This window comes from Halorubrum tibetense (assembly GCF_042661865.1).
Taxonomy (GTDB): domain Archaea; phylum Halobacteriota; class Halobacteria; order Halobacteriales; family Haloferacaceae; genus Halorubrum; species Halorubrum tibetense.
Map to the genome: position 1 here is coordinate 17,512 of NZ_JBHSWW010000004.1, position 20,043 is coordinate 37,554.

The window sequence follows — 20,043 nt, forward strand, 5'->3', positions numbered from 1 at the left end:
ATCAGTCGCGCCCTGTTTCGACGGGCGAGGCGTACTCCTCGGCCAGTTCGACCACGTCGTAGACGTGCATTCCGGTTTTGAACCATAGCACGCGATCCGCGGAGTCTCCGAAGTCCTCGTCGGAACAGTCTAGTCGCTCCGAGACGGCTAACACGAAGTTATCGGCCTCAATCTGCCGAATCTTCGCCAGTTTGGATGTCAGATACTCCGGCGTCCAGAATCCGATGATCTCCATGATTGCTCGCCGCCCATCGGGATGTTCGATGGCGAAATCGGGGATCATCACTTCGGAACCGAGGTCGAAGACATCGTCTTCGCGCTGGAGGTCCCATTCGGTAGTCGCCCGTTCCCACTTCCGTGTAAGCGTTCGCTCGACGTCGCTGTCGAACCGCTGACCGGTGCTGTAATGAGAGACGAGACCATCAGTGTGATCGAGTGTGAACTGTTTGGTGTCACCGGCCGACCCCTCGTCGAGAATCTCTGCGCGCATCTCCCAGCGGTCGCACAGAGGGAGCGCGGGCAGGAAGTTCGCCATCCGGATGCCGTACTTCTGTGATTTGCGAAACAGCGAGACTGGCCCGTCGAGTTCCACCTCGTAGCCCGCTGCCAGATCAGTGCTCGCGACGCGGGTCCCGTCCTGGTCGATGGGATAGATCCGGTGCATCAACCCGAACAGCTTCATATAGCTGAACACCGTTCCGAAGTTGTCCCACACCCGGATGTACATCTTTGGGGCGTCGTAGAGCACGGCCTGTGCCAGTGCCAGATTGTAGCGAGCTAGCAGCCAATCGACTGTCTGCTCGTGCTGGTCGTACGTCTGCTTGCTATTCCCCGTTAGTTTCGTGGTCGCTGTACTCTCGCTCTCGTCGGCGTCTTCGACTATCGACTGGTCGCCGAACCGAACCAGCCGCTTGTTGTCCTCCAGATCCGCGTACATACCCCGGTAACACTCCTCGAGTGAGATTCCAAACTCGTCGGCGACCGTACTGTAGATCTCCAGCTTCTGTGTGTCTTCGCCGAGCGTTGGCTGGCGAACGATCGGGTAGCGATCGTTGGCTCGCTCGAACAGTCGCTTCCGGATCTCACGCGGATTGGCAGCCGCCTGTTGCTCGAACTCACACTCGTCTCTGAGGAGTTTCGCCAACCCCTGGACGATCTTGTAGTCGGTATCGGCCACGGTCAGTTCGTCGATCGCATCGTCGAGTTCGCCTTTTGGTTCACCGAGATGGTCCTCAAACAGCGCGATCAACGTGGCTGCTGTCTCTCGATACCGCTCGTCGGAGATATCGATAAACAGCGGGCGGACTTCGCCATCGCGTGTTCGCGACCGGGCGAGGTCAGCTGTCAGCACTACTACTCACTCCCTCACGTCGTCGCTGTGAGACGTACGTCTCCATCGTATTGGTCGCGATAATCTCGTAGAGCCGTGCTGGCTGGCGGTCGTCGGTCGGGCGGAGGATGCGGCCGAGTCGTTGGGCGTACTGTCGTTTCGATGCGCTCCCGGAAAGGATGATGCCCACGTTGGCCGCTGGCACGTCGATCCCCTCGTCGAGCACCTGTGAGGTGGCCAGCATCGAGTACTCGCCGCTCCGGAATCGTTCGAGAATCTCGGTGCGTTCGTCGGTGCCGGTCTGGTGTGTGATACACGGGAGGATGAACTCTTGGGAGATATCATAGGCGAAGTCGTTGTTCGCAGTGAAGATGATGACGCGGTCGTCATGGTGGCGTTTGAGAAGATTATCGAGTGTATCGAGTTTCTTTGTCGCTGTCCGCGCGATACGCTCTGCCCGCTGCTTTGCGACGAGCGCGCGTCGTCCCTGTGGGTCGTAGGACGTGCGTTTAAGAAACTCGGCGTACCCCTGTTCTTTCCAGAGATCGAAGTCGTGACTGTCGACATAATCTCGGTAGATCTGGTACTCATCGTCGTATTCAGTCCGGTCCTCAGGTGTGAGGTCGACAGACATCTGGATGGTTTCGTACTCGCTGAGGAACTCACCGGCGAGGGCGTCGACATCTTCCTCGTAGACGACCGGCCCCATACGGTCTTCGAGTAGCGTCTCTCGTCCGTCGGCGCGTTCGTAGGTCGCAGTCAACCCGAGGCGATAGGGTGCAAGCGTCATTTCGGGAATCTGGAGGTACGTCTCGGCCGCCAAATGGTGGGTTTCGTCGGTGATGAGCAAGCCGAACCGGTCGCCGTACTCGTCGATATAGCGATAGGCGCTGTCGTAGGTAGTGACTGTGAGCGCGCCGATATCGTGACTCCCTCCACCGAGGACGCCGACCTCATCGGTGAGTTGCTCACCGAACGCGTTGGTGAGCGTGGCGTGCCACTGGTTCATCAGATCGATGGTCGGGGTAACGACGAGTGCGCTGACACCGGCGTCGGCGATGGCCTGCAATCCGAGGAACGTCTTCCCGCTGCCGGTCGGGAGGACGACCGTCCCCTTCCGGTCGTGTGTACGCCACGAGTCGAGTGCGGCCTGCTGATACTCACGCGGTTCGATCTGGAGTGCAGGTGTCAGTGCGAGGTCCGGGTACGCTCTGGCAGCGTCTTCGACATCGTGACTGAATCCACTATTGATGGTAGCCTGTCCATCGCCATCGTTCCACTGTCCGGCCCACTCGAGGAGTGCCCGGTACCGATGCGCCTGGGCGCGATACGTATCGACGCGGTCGTCCCACTCTGCGTGTGGAACCTCCTCAGGCGCATCGTAGAGCAAGAGCGTTCCCTCGTCGAATTCGATCCGCATTCGGTACGTGAACGCACGACCGTCGGACGATTCAATCTGTCGGGCGCTAGCTGAGTGACAAAGCACCAACGCACGTCAGTGATAGCACAGCGTCACGTTTTGGGGACGTACCATAGTATACAGACACAAAACATGGACTACCCGACTCGGGATGAAATACGATCGCTCTGTACCGAACAGTCCTTCGAGCGCGGTGTCAATTATCACCACCAAGATCGGGTGCAGGAGCTGGATATCGATGGCGACGAGATCAGAGCAACTGTTCGGGGATCCAACTACTACGATGTCACTATCGATCTCGTGGACGATGCGGTCCGGTCTCGTTGCAGTTGTCCGTACAACTACGCGGGCGACTGCAAACACGTCGTCGCGGTCTTGCTCACCGTAGACGACCGAGACACCGAGACGGTGAGCGATCCCGAATGGGACGAGACGGTCGATGTCGAATCGCTGATCGAACAGACGACCGTCGAGGACCTCCGAGCGTTTCTGCGTGACATCGTTGGGGAGGATCAAGATATCCGCGATCGATTCGTCGCGTTCGTCGGCGAAGACCCGGACAAGACTGTCTACGACTACAAACAGGAGATCGATCGTCTGTTCGACGACGCTGTCAGCCGCCGGGGAATGGTCGAACACGACACGCACATCGACTTCTCGCAATACACCGACCTCGCGGAGACACATAGAGAGCGAGGCCACGTCGATACGGCGACAGATGTCTACCGAGCGATTGCCGAGGCAATACGGGAGAATCTGGACCGGGTCGACGACAGCAGCGGGTACTACGGCCGCGAGTTGGAACGCGCTATCGAGTCATATACAGAGACGCTCGCGGAACAGGAGTTCGACCACGAGCGAAAGCAGCCGTATATCCAGTATATCTGTGCGGAGTTCATCGGGGCAGACCACGGGTTCGCCAGCGACTACTACGACGACGCACTCCGAACGCTCTGCACGACGGACGACGATCTCGAATACTGGCTGGAGCAACTCGATGCACACGTGTCCGGTGTCACGCTCGACGCAGTACTGTCGGGAAAGTCACTCTCGAAAGCGGACGACCGACGAGATGAAACTGAAGACAGCGTCGATACATCCGACGGATCAGCGAGAGACGACGATTTCACAGACAATCCCGAGCGGACGGACGACGTTCTCTACGTATCCGATTTTACTGACGGACCGCTCAGTACCGACGAGTTCACCGGTGGAGCAATAGATGTCGAACACTTGGCCGTCGGGACACTGGAACTCGAGTACTTCGTCGGTGACGCGTTCGAGAAGTTACGCATCGATGAACCGACGACCGTCGAGAGACACACCGCTAGCGTTGAACCGACCGAATCAGGAACGACCGACACGAAGATGTCGTCGTCACTCCAGAAGCGTCGGATATTTTCGACCTACGTTTACATCCTCGAAGAACTCGGCGACGAAGACGCCCTCTCGCAACTCTACGAGGAAATCCACCTTGAGAGCAAACGATTCTGCAAAGAGTACGCCCGACGACTGATCGACGAGGGCAACGAAGACCGTGCGATCGAAGTCGTCGAAGGTGGTATCCATACGTTCCGATCGCCTCGTAACCTTCGCTGGCTCGCTGCCGACCTCTACGAGGACCGGGATATGGACGAGTACCGTACCACGCTGAAACAGTTGTTTCTCGATCATATGGAGTGGGCAGCGTACGATGACCTGAACTCGGTCTGTGACGATCAGGAGTGGCAGTCGATCTACGAGGAATTCGAACGGCATTTCGAACGGGACGATAGGAAGGACCTCGTCGCACTGTACGTCCACGACGACGACCTCGAAAAGGCGTTCGTCGAACTGAAAGAGAACGCAGACCTCTCGTCAGTTCGCCAGTACCGTGATCCAGTCGCGACCACTGCGCCGGCCGAGTATTTCGAGCTCTACCGGGAACTGCTCGTCCCGTTTGCCGCCGGCGACACCGGTCGACGACACTACCGAGACATCGCCGACCACTTAGAGGAGATGCAGGGGTTGGTCCCCAAAGCGCGGTTCGAGGAGTTCGTCGGTTTCCTGAAAGACAAGCACTCGAACCGGCCAGCGTTTCTCGACGAACTGAAGAAGGCCGGGTTTTGAGCAATTCCGTGCTGTTCGCTGAACGTTCACCCGTGATACTGAGCCCAGCCCTGATCGATAGTCAAAATCAGAGAGACAGGATTCCAACAACGATCTTTCGGGATACGCGCGAACAGCGCCCGTGGACGATACCCTCTCGGTCGAGACGCGGGACGTGACACTCTCGACCGGAGACTACGCCATCCCGGCCGATTATACACATAATGGTAAACACCCATCAGCCACAGTTCGCGGTCGAATGCAAGTCCGGGCAGGACTTCCTCACCGCACGATTGAGATGGAAATACGCTCAGCACTTTCGGAGATTTCACGCGAGGCAGACAGTCCCACGCCACACGTGTTATCAGGAAGAATTCACGAAATGGTGGGGTGTCCTCAGAAGAGCAGAGGAGGTCGCTGGGTATCCTGAAATTGCTGAAACGGTGGGGGGTGTTGTAGAGAGATGAACACGGAGTCGAAAATCACCCCAACAACAAGACTACGCGTTCGGTCGATCAGCACTGATATGTTCGAAATCGATATCTGCGAACCGAGCCGTATCCTTGAGAACTTCGACAGCGATCTCGGTATCGACCTGGAGCTGGTACTCCCAAGCAGGACCACCGATCGAACCCGCGGTCACCTTTTCGCCTTCGGCGATACCTTGCATGTCGAGTTCACGGAGATGGTCTTTGAAGCGTCGCTGACCGAGTTTGTCGGCATCAATTCGTGAGGCGACACTCTTGTACACGCCGTAGATCGGTTGAGCTCGGACAGGAGCATCCCCGGAAATTTCCAGGGCAGTGAGCGCGGCAAGGGCAAGATGAGCTTGTGTCGTCATTTCACGCATAGCCTCGACGACGGCTTCTCGTTCAACGAGCGCCTGAGCTTCACGAGCGTGCTCTGCACTAACTTGGTTGTCACCGTGTTTATCCGCCAATTCGCCGGCTTTGCGGAGATATTTGATTGCTTGGCGAGCGTCGCCCGTATCTTGTGCCGAAAGTGCAGCGACGAGTGGGATCACATCATCCGTCAGTACACCACTCCGAAACAGATACTCCTGCCCGGATTGGTCGATTTCGACGACAGTTCCCTCCGAAACTCCATCGGCGTCGACTTCGTTGATCGGAGTCAGTTCGGTATCGCGGAACGCCTTCGCTGCGCGCCGGCGGAGGATCTGCTGGAGCTGCGTCGCATCATACGGTGAGAATAGGACGGAATCGTCGTAGAGCGAACTCTTCACTTTCGGACTGAGATTATCCCGCCACTGGAGGTCGTTACTGATGCCGATGATGCTGGGGAAGACGTGGTCCTCAACGTAATCCTGCGCTCGAGCTCGGGGGAGACTGTAGAGAATCCGGTCGTCGTCTCCGAGCGTATCGATTTCGTCGAGGACGATGATGATCGTGCCACCGATCTCGTTCATCGCCTCGAACATCATGTCCATCACGACGTCGGTTGCGTAACCAGTCGGCCGGCTGTTGCCGGTGAGTTCCTGGTAGATACGGGAAGCGGCCTTGTATGACGTTGAGAGATCATGTGATTCACAGGAGACATATGCCGTCGTGAGGTCCAGATGATCGGATTCTTCCTCGGCATGAGCCTGCAGTTCGGAGAGTTTGGCTTTCGCAGCGGCAGTTTTTCCTTGACCGGCCTTCCCGTGGAGGAACACGTTGTTGGCACCGACTCCGCGAGCCGCGGGAGCTAGTGACATATGAAGATCTTCCATCTCGTCAGTTCGTTCGGGGAGATTGTCGGGATGGTATTCCTCACGAAGGACCTCTTCTCGTTGGAAAATAGGCGAGGTATTCGAGAACTGGGTCATATGCGGAATCATCTGAGCAAGAGATAATAAAACCCCGGTTACAGCAATGTCTAGAATGTCGTCAACTAGAGGCTCTAAACGAAATAGACAGACCACACCCCCACCACCGTTTCAGCAATTCTCGTGCGAAAGAGTAGGAACGATCAATCCTGACGGAAACACACGTTATACTACGAAGACACGGTTCTCAACCACTGTTACCTCTATTTTAGTCGGATTAAAGACACAGCGACTCTTATTATATTATATATTCTTTTCCTTTAGTAGTAGTAAGTGTAGTAGTAAGAGAGTAGATAGAGCAGTTACAACAAGTATAACAACCTACATTTGAAGGGTTTATAAGAGAAATAACTCTGGCGGGACTCGTCTTCGTATTCGACCCGATATCTAATTCGGGTGAATTGATGAAACAGTGGTGGGGGTCCCAACGGCATCCGTTACTTCGATTTAACTGTTCATCCGGGAATGTCATGTTTACTTCCTCCGACGAGTTCTTAAGAGACGTGTGTGGTCTCTATTCTTCCGAGGTAGTGTTTCTCAGGTCTCCAAAATCGAGTGTTAACTACTTTACTGTTTTGAGTAACGCACTCACTCGAACTCTAGGGAATAGTGTTCGTCCAGCTGAATTAATTCCTGAAACACTGGTGGGTGTCAGGCGGATTTATATGAGTTAGCGTATCTCTTGCCCCGGAACCGAATTCGTGAATCTACTCTCTCCAGATATGTTTATGACTCTCATTCTCCGATACTCTCGCTAAATTCGTGAAACAGTGGTGGGTGTGTCTCCGATAGCGGTTGCTCAGACTCTTACCAAACGCTGAGAGCAGTTTTGTTCGCGACCGCGTCGGTGGTTACACTCGAACGGATAGTGTGAGAGAGCGGCTGGATCTCAGCGTCGATCTACTGGTGTACAGTTTGAAATACTCGAAGTGCCGGTGTGGGGACGTAGGCGATCAACCTCTTCCAGCACACCCACTACGACCCGCACTCCTCTTGCCAATCACAGCGACTGGCAGCACCGACTCTGTAGTGTGAAACCAGATCGCCGCCCAAGAGAAACGTGTACCCGACAAGTGTATGATCGAGGTAATATCCGACGTTCGGTAGTTAGACAGCAGGATGCTGTGATTAACCAACAAAGATAGCAAAACCCGAAGTATGTTGGTTAAGATCGCTCACTCTCATGGAAAACTGCTGGAAAGACCCATCGCTAATGGAGTCTGTTGTTTCACTTGAAGCAGTGGTGTGTGGGCTCAATAACTGGTATAGATCGCGTCTAACTCTCCACCGTTTCCGCAGCTTTTGTTGACGAGTGATCGCGGGAATCCGCACACCACCATTTCCGAAGCTATTCACGAGAGAACAAGGGGACTACGAAAGAGGCGACGTAATCAGGATGAGGCCGGATCGCCCCAATCTACTCCTCCCTTCCCGGTGGTTGGACGATATCTCCAAGAGATCGAACCAACTCTATCCCGTTCTCGTAGTTAGTCGTCACCCGATACCCTTCTTCATCCTGCTCAACGGCCCCTACGCTGGGATGCGCGAGCAGTTGGAGGGCGGATCGAATCTCTTCGGTGGTTGGGATATCGTTCGAGTCCTCCATGCCCACGACGATCCACCGGACGTCCTCCGCTGTCTCTACGGCTCCGTCGGCACGCTCGAGAGCTCGGATGACCGCAAGCAGGGTTTCTCCAGCATCGATCCGGTCCTGGATGTACTGAGGAGGTCGAGTCTGTCGTCCTGGAAGGCTCCTGAGCGTGTCAAGAGGGCCAATATCTCCTCGTGTGGGACGGCATACTCGTCCCGGTGATCGAGCAGCTCGACGATGTCGTCAACGGCGATGGTCGTTAGCTCGGTCGTTTCGGCGTTATCGATCACCTTCGGAGCAAAGCCTGGGGCGACCACGATGGCGTGATCAGCCCCACGCTGGCGCCGGTGTTTGTCCACGTTGGTGACCTCTAGAAAGTTGACTCGCCCGTTCCCTCGGGCCTTCACTTCGACAACGACGTGTTCGGGGGATCGGATCTCCACGTCGGTATCACCCCCTCCTTCGATCCAGTCGGCGGCACAGCCCAGCCGAGAGAAAGCCTTCGCAACGAGTTTCTCGAACTCCTCGTGGGCGTTCTCGTCCGTGCTGGCCGCCCGGAGCTGGTCGGCGAGGTCGGGAGTTGGTCCGTCGTCTTCATCGTCGACGGGGTGAACACGTTCGCCGGCATCGGTCAGGTCAGCAATGGCGGTCTCGACGGATTCCTCGCCAGAGAGTTGGTTGAGGCGCTTGTCGGCGACTCGGGTAAATCCCTGCGGGCGGTAGGTCTCGTCGTAGCCAACGAGTTCGTTGAATTTCTCAATGTCGACGTCAACTTCCTCAATATCGGTGAGGAAGGTCATGTACTCCCAGGGGCTTTCCTCGTTCCAACGACCGTGTTCAACGTTCTCTCTCCAGAGGTACTCCGCAAGGTCAGGGTCGTGTCGGAGTTGGAGTACCTGGCCTCTCGCGACGAAGGCGCCATCGTGGTAGACGAGCGCGATGTCGTTGCGTTCGACGTTACGCCACGTCCCATCTACTGAGGTCCCCCAGACGTGGACGAGATCGTCGTCAGATGTCGTCCGAAACAGTTCGAGATCCTCGTCATTGAGGTAGGACTCAATATCCTCAATTGGGTGCCCATCTCGGATGAACTGTTTGTAGTCCTCAAACGCGTCGTCGCGACCAGCGGGGAGGATCACGATTCCGGTCATGCTTGAGTGGAAATCATCCGTGGGAAGCAAATAATTGGCTACAACTCCATTGACTCTGTTGAAATCCTAAGGAGCTGATAGGATTGGTGTGCGAGATACAGAGGATGAGTCGGTCACCACGCTCTACAGTCTCTCTGCCCGGATGCGAGGGAGTTGACGAATAATAATCCAGTTAACGGAGGATTAAGTTAATTGGTACACAATCGGCTGATTATGGAGGATACACCTGATTGGGAATTACCCTTTTGTGCGATCTGTGGAAACGGATTTAGCCCTCAGACAGATCAGGTATGGGTCAACGCTGAACTCAATCGCACCGACGGTGAAGACGCAGCAGACGAGTATGTGCTTCATCCTAATTGCTGGGACCGACTTACCAAGGGGTGGATAGATCCTCCGTGAGTCGCACAATAAAACACAACCGGTCTGTTCGGCTTACACGTCACTTTTTCTCAATTCTCTAGCTTTGATTACGGGAGAATCGCGCTGTGTATTCACCAGCCCCGCTAAAACCTGTCACCGCTTGAGAATTCCAACAGAGCCTGCTTTCTTTCTATTTGGGTGGTTGGTTTTAGCTACGCACTCTTCCATGGTTGAGACCCCCCGAGTTACACAGACTATATGATGATCAAGATTTGTTTGTTACATAAGAGATGCTTAGAGAGGAAGTCGAACAGCTGGCCGGTGAACTTACCGGCGACGAACACACTTGGGTTGACCTGAAACGTCACTATCCTATCGACGAGGACCGTGGAAACGAAAAGAAAGCGGATTTTGTCAAGGATATCGCTGCGATGGCTAACACAGTCACTCTACAGCCAGATTACAGCCTTCGCTTCCTAAACGAGGATGAACGTTACATTCTAATCGGTGTAGATGACTCCGGAGACATAGTCGGAACCACGGAAGACCTCAGTGGATATTCCAGTCTATTGGAAGTCGATACATCCACGCCTCAGAACACGCTGGCAGATTACCTGACACCGACTCCTGACGTCGAGATTCACAAGTACGACGATACGGAGCCGTTCCTCTGCCTTATCGTCGTCGAAGCCTACGATTCACCTCCGGTCACTATCAGCCGGGAGTTAGGGTCTGAACTGTCGCGGGGAGACGTCTATATTCGAGATGGGGACAGAAACCGTCCGGCCCGACGGGAGGACTACCAAGATTTCGTCCAGTTCCACCTAGAAAAAGAGCGTGACTACATCACGGATGGGATCCAGCAGGTGGTCGGAATGAATATTGACTACCTCAGGGATCTGGGCGAGGTTCGAGAAGTCGATGCGGAAGATGATGACAACGTGATTCCTGTGAGTCCCGGCGAGGACGGACCAGATATCCAGTCTTCTTTGATCGATCCTATCGAACTTGACAGCGTATCCCGGGAATTGAACGCGGACGTGACCAAATGGAGGCGTAGAGACCGACACTGCTGTAGCGAAGAAAGTCTGTACGACTACTACCTCAACACAGCCCAATTAGATTTAGCTGAGGAGCAGTTGGCCTTCCTTGTCCAGAGTTCGTGGAACAACGGACATCTCGGCTCGTTCTGGGTGTGGAAGATGGAGTCAAAGGATCCGCTTCTCCATGCGATCGAGAACACGAACATCCGTTCAATGGAGAGCAACCACACGCTCTACTTGGGCCAGCTCTTGGCCTGTCTCGGTTCAGAGGATACGACAGAGCAACTCGTAGACTACACCAAAATGAACGACCATTCCTACAGAGGTCACGGGTCGATCGTCCTCCGTTGTGCAGAGGAGTCGGAACCCGATCACGCTTTGAGGTCGACAGGTACTACGGCCGCAAACAGTTTCGAGACGCCGGATTGGACCTTGTCGACGATGGATCCTGTAGAACTGATAGAGGTAATCGAGACGGTCTGTTCTGAGCTTCGCTCGGTTATTATCGAATCCCCAGAAGCCAGTCCATCTGGTTTGAAAGGTTGGATGAGGAATGCTGAGACATATCTGGCATATCAGGATGATATGAGGGATGACCTGGATGAAAGGATCCGGTCGAACTTCGAGGCTTAGCTGAGAGTGATCATTGGAATGGTTAGTCGAAGAAAAGTCTATACGGCTACCCGTATTCGACCGTGTCATACGTGATGACCCGCAAACAAGTCGGGCGAAACGCCGGGAACTCGGGGCGGATCAACGTCTCCGGTTCCGAACTCGACAAACTCGGTCTCGAGATCGGTGACGCGGTTGACGTCGAAGTCGCCGACGCGAGCGCCGTAGCGCATGCCCTTATCGACAGCAAGGATTCGGACGAATTTCTCATTGTAACCCCTGCCTGACGGATGCAAAGTTCACTCACCTACCGCACGAACCGTGACTTGTTCTCTAACTACTACCTCGACGAGCATCTCCCCGAGACGGAGGAGTGGGACGAGGTCGACGACGACGAACTAGAAGCCGCGTACGACGAGATCGTTGATCTCTACGAACGGGAGAAGAGCACGGCCCCGAAGCGGAACGAGTCCCAGCTGGAAGAGAAGTTCATCCGACCGATGTTCCGGAAGCTGGGTATTCCCTTCGAGGTCGAGGAGAGCACAAGCCGGACGCAGCGACGCCCGGACTACGGCTTCTTCGAGACCGAGGACGCCGCGCGTGACGCCTTCGAGCGCCGCGAAGGGGGTGAAGACTTCTACGAGAACGCGGTTGCTGTCGCCGACGCTAAGCGCTGGGGACGCCCGCTCGACACGCGGGGGAGCGGAGAGCACGAGCGCGACTTCGAGAACCCGAGCTACCAGATCCACGTCTACCTCCAGGAGACACCCGCCCGATGGGCGGTGCTGACGGACGGGAAGAAGTGGCGGCTCTACTACGGGCCGACGAGCCACCGTCTCGACTCCTACTACGAGGTCGATCTTCCCACGGTCCTCGAGAAGGGGGATCTTGAGGACTTCAAATACTTCTACCTCTTTTTCCGGCACAGCGCGTTCCTTGAGGACGCCGGCGGCGACTGCTTCCTCGACGATGTCTATGGCGAGTCGAATGTCTTCGCCCAGGAACTGGGTGAGGACCTACAGGACAACATCTACGAGGCTATCAAGATTCTCTCGGAGGGATATCTCCAGTACCCGGATAACGACCTTGATGAGGAGGATCTCGATCTCATCCACGACTCCTCGCTCATCTACCTCTACAGACTCATCTTCGTTCTTTACGCAGAAGCCGAGGGGCGTGAGCTGCTGGACACAAGTAACGACATTTATGAGGAGTCCTACAGCCTCAACTCCCTCAAACAGGAGATCGGTGAAGAACTCGATAGTGGGGATCCGAAATACCGTGGTTGGCAGAACAACCTCCAGACGCGGCTAGACGAGCTCTTCATGCTAATCGACCAAGGGAGCAAATCCCGTGGCATTCCGGAGGGGGATCTGTACATTCCGGCCTACAATGGCGGACTATTCCGCACTGATCCGGACGAGGACGACAGCCCTGAGGCGAGGTTCCTAGCCAATCACGATGTGGGTGACGCCTACTTGGCGAAGGTCGTCGAACTCCTCACTCGAAGCCAGAACAGCAACGGCGGTGGAAAGATCTTCGTCGATTACTCCTCGCTTGATGTCCGTCACCTCGGGAGCATCTATGAGGGTCTATTAGAGTACCAGCTCAACGTCGCCGACGAACCACTATCACTAGACAGCGGTGAGTACGTGAGTGTCGATGAGGGCGATGATGTAGTTGTACAGGATGGTGAGGTATACCTGACGACTGGTAGCGGTGAGCGGAAGGCTACTGGATCGTACTACACGCCCGAGTACGTTGTCGAGTACATCGTCGAGAACACGCTCAAACCGCTAATCGACGACATACGAGCGGATCTCGCCGGTCGGAGTGCTCGGGGAGATGATCGTGGATTCGCTGCAGAGTTTGCTGAGCGTATCTTCAATTTGAAGATTCTCGACCCGGCGATGGGGAGTGGACATTTCCTCACGAGTACTATTGACTACTTGGCTCGCGAGATTATCGACGCTCAAGAAAAGCAGGCCGCACAGCAGGGTATCGAAACTGTCGACAAAAAACATGATATCAACTGGGCACGTCGGCAAGTCGCCCAGCGCTGTATCTACGGAGTTGACCTGAATCCCCTAGCCGTTGAGTTGGCTAAGGTCTCTCTATGGCTACGAACGCTTGCCGCGGAGCAACCACTTGCTTTCCTCGACCATCACCTCAAAACCGGGAATTCGCTCGTCGGGAGCGACATCGAGGAAATTGAAGAACTGGAGTCAGAGAGTGGTGGCGACGAGAAGAACGCTTCACTCGCAGATTTCGGTGTAGCTCGAAAGGGGACGATTGAGCAGCTGATGCGGATTTACCAGGACTTCATCGCCATCGAGAACCAAGAACTCGCGGACGTCAAGGAAATGGAGTCCAAGTATGACGAGTTCGAGCGAAACAAGCTCAGACAGCGCCTAGAGGCGATGGCGAACGTCCACACCGCTGAAGAGTTTGGCCTCAACAATCTCCCTAGCGACGCATATGAGAGGATGGCAGCAGCGATGGAAGACGATGATGAGTGGGAGCGAATCGAGCAGATCCAGTGGTTCCAAGACGCACAAGCATGGGCAGAGGATACGAAATACTTCCACTGGAAGATAGAATTTCCTGAAGTATTTTATGAAGAGACTGGATCGCAGTCCCCGAATCCAGGGTTTGATGCAGTCATCGGGAATCCGCCGTATGGGCGTTCAGTAACTACAGGATACAGAGATTATCTGGATCGCCAATACCGTGTTTCTGAGGGAGATTACGACTCCTATAAATTCTTCTTGGAATCCACTATTGAAGTCATTCGTCAAACAGGGAACTTAGGGCTCATTATTCCAAATACCTTCCTGACTAACAGCTTCTTTAAGAAGACACGGAAGCATCTACTGGAAAATACGAATCTAAGAGACGTCGTTGATCTTTCCGATGCAGAAGTTTTCCCAGAAGTGACAATAAATACGCTCATCTATATCTGTGAAAGATCTGAGGATATAGTACAATCTGAATATTCGATTCACCAGTACGATTCTGGATCAAAAGAAATCAAACATTTGCATGACATAACAAATAACAGCACTCGTCTCTCAGTAGAGTCATTCGATCTGTTCACCTCAGAAAGTAGCCAGTCAATTGTCGATAAAATGGATGATTCGAAGAGAAAATTGGGAGAACTCATGGAGTTCCGAACTGGGCTGGTTACCGGTGACGACGAGAAATTCATGGTTCAGGAAAAGAGAGATGAAAATCATAAGAAACTCTTGTTTGAACGCGATACCAGCCGATATGGTCTCACTTGGGGCGGTAGTTGGGTCAATTACGATGTTGATCTGATGAAATCGTATTCTGATGCTGGGCGCCCTCGTGAACAGTGGATTTTCGAAGTTGATGAGAAAATACTAGTTCAACTATTAACATATGGTATGAAGAGGCGTATAAATGCTGTACTAGACACAAATCAATACTATGTCCAGAAAAATCTTGTAATATTAATTCCAGAATCTGGCTCGATTGAGGTGGGAACTGCTTTAGCAATAATCAATTCTAAATTGATGGATTGGTACTATCGCCAAAATTACCAAGACCGAGCTGTCAAACAAACTCATCTAAAATCACTTCCAATAGTTTCATCGAATGTTCTCTCTTCATCAATAAGTGATTATCTTGATAGAAAGTCACTAGACTGGATCCAAGACCGTAGTATTGATCCCACAGATTCTGTTGAAGATGTTCTGTCAGAATTATCTTCAAAAATGATGTCATTGGGCAGTGAGAGGAAACAGCTCAATACTCATCTCCCAGACTACCTCGGAGATTATTCGTTCGGTGTACAACTTGCCGAATTCTCGGGCTCCCAACCTGCTCCAAGAGTATCAGATTCTATTATCAGTTCTACAAGTGACGATTATGAAAATCTGCGAGTTGGTACTGGGATGATCGAGCGAGAAAACGGAAAGCTCATTCTGAAAGTTACTGCTCGATATAAACCCGAGAACGAAAATGAATATGAGACCGATCAGTGGGGATATACTGAGACAGAGCCTATTCCAGTTATTGAATTCGTCGGCTTAAGCGAGAGGCAGGAGGCGCTTGTCGAGCAGTTTGTTCCGTATGCGATCGATGAAGCTGGCGGCTTCGCAAACTTTAGAGAAACTGCAACAAAAAATAATAGCTTGTACGATCGTGTATCTAGCCTATCACTTCCTGAAATATCTGATGTTGAGCAAGGATTGAGTCAGTATATAGATATTTGGGAGAAAGCACGAGAATTGGAGTCAGAACTCACAACCGCTGACGAAATCATCGATCAGGTCGTATATGACATGTATGAATTGACTGACGAAGAAAAAAAGATTGTAGAGTCAGAATATGATTCATCCGGCCTAATTGGACACTAATTCAGTAATCTTCGCTTCAAGCTCATGGAGTAGCCGATTTCCTTCTTTTTTATTCTTAACACCCACAATAGTAAACCGGCCAGTTCGAAAAATAGTTATTAACCCAGATTGGTTATTGAGACGACACCTAAGTCCAGGTTGTTTTTTTGGATCGTAATCAGCATCCTCGAGAGATGTCGCTAGTTCTGATAGATCAAATTCGCGTTCAAAATCGCCGCGGTAAACCAAATTTCGAATATCGGGATCTTCTTTATTTATATTTTCGTTAACATACTCTCCAATTATATCTATTACTTCATCATATGCCTCATGGATTTGATCAATTCCTTCGCCGCCAGTAAGATGATACTTCCCACTAGCAAATATCATAACAGTTACACCGCTTTGGGGTAGTTCAAAATGAAGACCAGGAGATACTTCAGGTTCATAATTTACTGAATATTGGCTAATTTGAGATGAGAGTTTGTGAAGATCGACGGTAACTCCCAGATTGCCTCCTGCAACCACATTCACCAATTCTGCGTTCACAACAGGTAGATAAATACGGTCGGATGGTATAAAATTAGTCAGAAGTGACCAGGTTTGAGGTCGGCGATCATATCAAATTCGCTGGGGGACAAGGAGAGATCACAAAGGTGGAGGATCGTCCAAACGGAGGTCAACTCTTCCACGTCTACACTACCGAAGGTCAACTCCGTAAGCTTCCGAGCGGCTTACCCCATATCGAGAAGATTGACTCCATTGTCGACCGTCTCGCGGCCAAGCACGTCGACGAGCCACTCCACCATGACCTTCGAGAACGTGCAACCCGCCTCGATCTCGCGTACCGCTACGACCGATTCCTTTCACTGACGAACAACCGCATCGAGATCGAACCGTATCAGGTCCAAGCCGCCTACGAGATCCTCAATTCGTACGACCACCGCTATCTTATCGGTGACGAGGTCGGGCTCGGAAAGACCATTGAGGCCGGGATCGTCATCGAGGAGCTCATCGCTCGAGGTCGCGCCGACCGTGTCCTCATCGTCGCGCCCGCTCCACTCACGGTCCAGTGGCAGGAAGAAATGCGCGAGAAGTTCGACCAGAACTTCGTCATCTACGACCGCGAAACCGTCCGGTCGAAACGCCAGTCGCATCCGAACCAGAACGTCTGGGCACAGGAGGATTTCATCATCACCTCCGTGGATTTCGCCAAGCAGTCCACAGACGAGACGGGTTCTGACGCTGTCTCGCCTATCGACGCGCTCGACAACCTCGAACCCGAATGGGACGTCGCCGTATTCGACGAAGCACACCACCTGACCGCCAGACGGTCGAGCGACAACTCGATGGAACGCACCCAGCGCTACCGCGTCGGCGAGGCCGTCGCGAACAACTCCGACGCCCTGCTCCTGCTTACCGGGACCCCACACAAGGGCAAGTCCGACCAATTCTACTTCCTCATCAGCCTGCTCGACCCGTACCGCTTCGGCCACGAGTCCCAGATCGAACCTGAGGCCCTCGACGACCTGATGATCCGCCGGCTGAAGGACGACATGTACGAGACGGACGGGACCCGTATGTTCCCCGAGAAGAACATCGAGGCGCTCGGTGTCAAGATGTCCCCAGCCGAGCGCAAGCTGTACGACGATGTCACCGAGTACATCCGCGAGTACTACAACCTCGCCCGCCAGGAAGAGAACCAGGCCGCCGGCTTCACGATGGTCATCTACCAAAAGCGGCTGGTGTCGAGCATCTACGCCATCCGGAAGTCCCTCGAGAACCGCATGCGAGCCATTCAGAACGAAGGGACCGGACAGGAGCTCCCCGACGACGTCCAAGAGCTCATCCCCCAGTACAGCACCGAACCAGAGACCCTGACCGATGCCGAGCGCAATCGGGTCGAGGAGGCCCTAGAAAACGTCACAATCACGCAGAATCCCGACCAGGTACAAGCGGAACTCGACCGAGTCAAAGAGCTCTGGCGGCAGGCCAAGGCCATCGAGACTGACTCGAAGGCTCAAATCCTCAAGCAGTTCGTCGGCCGGATCCTCCGCGAGGATCCCGATGAGAAGGTTCTCATCTTCACCGAGTACACGGATACCCTCGAGTACCTTCGCGACGAGATTTTTCCCGAACACGACATCGCGCAGGTGTACGGCGACCTCAATCAAGACCGTCGCCGCCGAGAGATGGAGCAGTTCGAGGAGGAGGCCAACATCATGCTCGCAACCGACGCGGCACAGGAGGGACTCAACCTCCAGTTCGCCCATATCATGGTGAACTACGATCTCCCGTGGAACCCGATACGGATCGACCAGCGGATGGGTCGTCTCCACCGGTACGGCCAAGAACACACCGTCGAGATCCGCAACCTCTTCTTCAAGGATACCCGCGAGAGCGAGATCCTCTCGCTGCTCCTCGAGAAGACGGACCAGATCGAGGCCGACCTTGGGATGCGCTCCGACGTGATGGGTCGCGTCCTCGAAGACGTCGACCTCGATGAGACGATTATGGCCGCCATTGCGAACGACACGCCCACCGGTGAAGTCGTCGCGAACATTGAGGCGACGATAGAAGAACGTAGAGAGGCTCTGGAGACGGTCGAAGAGCAGTTCCTCATCCGTGACCGGTTCGACCTTTCGGACGAGGACAAGGAGATACTCGACGTCATCGAGCGGAGTCAACACGGTGAGATAAGCGAAGACGACATTGAGATCCTCGTCCGCGAGTTCTTCGACGTCTTCAAGGGAGACATCAAGGGTGTCCGCCCCGGACCCGCTCGCTCCGGTGGCGATGTCTATCAGCTGGATGTTCCCAACGTACTCTCCGGCGACCAGGTCAAGCAGCGATATCCCATGGCGACGTTCACGAGAGAGGTCGCGATGGAACAGGACGACGTCGACTTCATCGCGCTTGACCACCCGCTCGTCCAGTCGCTCATCGATTTCTGTCTCGACTCAGACCGTGTGGAGGGGAGAATTGCCCTCAAGACGACCGAAGACGATGCTGCGCCCGGTATTCGTTTCACCTACCGACTCGGCTACATCTCCGGAGCTGGAGATGTGGTTACTGAGAAGCTCGTTAGCCTATACGTCACCACGGATGGAACGGTCGCCACGTCATCACCCGAGATAGTCGATACCCTACCACCCTCAGAAGCAAATGCTATCGAGGGACTCGACCGGCTGACATCGATGGCTGATGACCTCCATCAGCAAGCGGAGATGGAGGCTTGGAACCAAGTCGAGTCGTTCGCTCAGGAGGCCCGTGAAGAGCGCGAACGCGAGACGAAAATCAAACGCCAACATGCAGAGCGGCACTTCGAGGAAGAGATCAACCGATGGGAAGATCGACTTGAGACGTACCAAACACGTGATGAACAAGGTGAGGATATGTCGGCGCCAATTGGGAATGCGAAACGGCAGCTTGAGACACTCCGACGCGAACAAGATGAGGAACTCGCCCGACTTGAAGAAGAAAAACATGTCACGCCGGAAGAGCCAGAATTAGTAACTGCGGCCTTCATAGTACAAGATTTCTAATTATTCACTCCAACAACTAACCCATGTGACGGATTGGTCAAAAAAATCGGGATTCTCTGGCTCTACTGAAATTCCAGCCGAAGATATGTTCTTGGAGCCGTGCTGAATACAGAGAATATAGCCAGCATTCCACTCGTTATTACTCAGGCCCTTTACCCGGTTCCTAGGGGGTTGATCACGCGAGCATGGTCTAATTTAGCGGGAACGCCATCGGACATACTCCACCAGCACCATCAGACTGAAGATTATACGGGCGCGGAAGACAATGGTGTCAAATAGAAGGAATGGATATCTGGAGAGAATTAGATCCCGGTGAGAGAATAACCGCAGAAATTGACCAGCGTGCTAAGTCAGGTAACTGTCTAATTAAGTTTGGAGACAGGGAGGTGAACGTCGGTCAGGTGACCGAGAATGCTGTGGGCAGGAATATAATCATTGAGAAGTGTTCGTGGAGCTTTGGGGTGTGTCTCAATACGGAGTTTCGTTCTGACGATTATTTGGAAACCCATCCGATTGCTGCGAACGATTTCTATCGGAACGTGGGGAGCGACGCAGAACCCGAATACCGAGCGTGGATTCGGAAGAATGGCCATCCGCAGTCGGGTGATCTGTTCGTTGCTCAGCTTTGCACGTTAGCGTCAGCGGTTGAGTGAACGAAGAGGTGGTCGATCTCGGTCATCAAGTCATCGATACCGCGATCATCGTTGTCTCGAA

11 protein-coding genes are annotated in these 20,043 nt (G+C 53.7%); 5 read left to right on the top strand and 6 right to left on the bottom strand.

Features of this window, described 5'->3' with window-relative positions; genetic code table 11:
• Position 1 precedes the first annotated feature (1 nt).
• On the bottom strand, positions 2-1,351 hold the full coding sequence (locus ACFQEU_RS00875) for a DUF790 family protein (protein ID WP_007997472.1): 1,350 nt from the start codon (positions 1,349-1,351) through the stop codon (positions 2-4).
• Positions 1,338-2,750 carry a DEAD/DEAH box helicase gene (locus ACFQEU_RS00880; RefSeq protein ID WP_379778291.1) on the bottom strand — a complete coding sequence of 471 codons (1,413 nt, stop codon included), beginning with the start codon at positions 2,748-2,750 and terminating at the stop codon, positions 1,338-1,340. The genes ACFQEU_RS00875 and ACFQEU_RS00880 overlap by 14 nt, the downstream gene beginning before the upstream one ends.
• A 132-nt stretch (positions 2,751-2,882) precedes the next feature.
• Here ACFQEU_RS00880 and ACFQEU_RS00885 point away from each other — a divergent pair, with 132 nt between their 5' ends.
• On the top strand, positions 2,883-4,859 hold the full coding sequence (locus ACFQEU_RS00885; RefSeq protein ID WP_209486342.1) for an SWIM zinc finger family protein: 1,977 nt from the start codon (positions 2,883-2,885) through the stop codon (positions 4,857-4,859).
• Positions 4,860-5,337: 478 nt separating this feature from the next.
• Here ACFQEU_RS00885 and ACFQEU_RS00890 read toward each other — a convergent pair whose 3' ends face one another.
• The 3 genes from ACFQEU_RS00890 to ACFQEU_RS00900 form a co-directional block, all read right to left on the bottom strand.
• Positions 5,338-6,663 (bottom strand): Cdc6/Cdc18 family protein, encoded by a 1,326-nt coding sequence (locus ACFQEU_RS00890; protein WP_209486343.1) that lies wholly within the window; start codon positions 6,661-6,663, stop codon positions 5,338-5,340.
• A gap of 1,417 nt (positions 6,664-8,080) precedes the next feature.
• On the bottom strand, positions 8,081-8,269 hold the full coding sequence (locus ACFQEU_RS00895) for a hypothetical protein (RefSeq protein WP_379778293.1): 189 nt from the start codon (positions 8,267-8,269) through the stop codon (positions 8,081-8,083).
• Positions 8,270-8,304: 35 nt separating this feature from the next.
• Complete coding sequence (locus ACFQEU_RS00900) at positions 8,305-9,405, bottom strand: restriction endonuclease (protein WP_379778295.1); 1,101 nt, start codon at positions 9,403-9,405, stop codon at positions 8,305-8,307.
• Between the two features lie 653 nt (positions 9,406-10,058).
• Between ACFQEU_RS00900 and ACFQEU_RS00905 the strand changes: the two genes are divergently transcribed.
• The 3 genes from ACFQEU_RS00905 (at position 10,059) to ACFQEU_RS00915 (ending at position 15,805) form a co-directional block, all read left to right on the top strand.
• Positions 10,059-11,444, top strand: a complete 1,386-nt coding sequence (locus ACFQEU_RS00905; protein ID WP_379778297.1) for an AlbA family DNA-binding domain-containing protein — start codon at positions 10,059-10,061, stop codon at positions 11,442-11,444.
• 74 nt (positions 11,445-11,518) lie between these two features.
• Positions 11,519-11,710, top strand: coding sequence for a hypothetical protein (locus tag ACFQEU_RS00910; protein WP_379778299.1), 192 nt, complete (start codon positions 11,519-11,521; stop codon positions 11,708-11,710).
• 3 nt (positions 11,711-11,713) lie between these two features.
• Positions 11,714-15,805, top strand: coding sequence for an Eco57I restriction-modification methylase domain-containing protein (locus tag ACFQEU_RS00915; protein ID WP_379778301.1), 4,092 nt, complete (start codon positions 11,714-11,716; stop codon positions 15,803-15,805).
• Here ACFQEU_RS00915 and ACFQEU_RS00920 read toward each other — a convergent pair.
• Positions 15,791-16,333 (bottom strand): hypothetical protein, encoded by a 543-nt coding sequence (locus ACFQEU_RS00920; RefSeq protein ID WP_379778303.1) that lies wholly within the window; start codon positions 16,331-16,333, stop codon positions 15,791-15,793. The two genes, ACFQEU_RS00915 and ACFQEU_RS00920, sit on opposite strands and share 15 nt — an antisense overlap.
• 44 nt (positions 16,334-16,377) lie before the next feature.
• Here ACFQEU_RS00920 and ACFQEU_RS00925 point away from each other — a divergent pair, with 44 nt between their 5' ends.
• Complete coding sequence (locus tag ACFQEU_RS00925; RefSeq protein WP_379778305.1) at positions 16,378-19,329, top strand: helicase-related protein; 2,952 nt, start codon at positions 16,378-16,380, stop codon at positions 19,327-19,329.
• Positions 19,330-20,043: the final 714 nt, after the last annotated feature.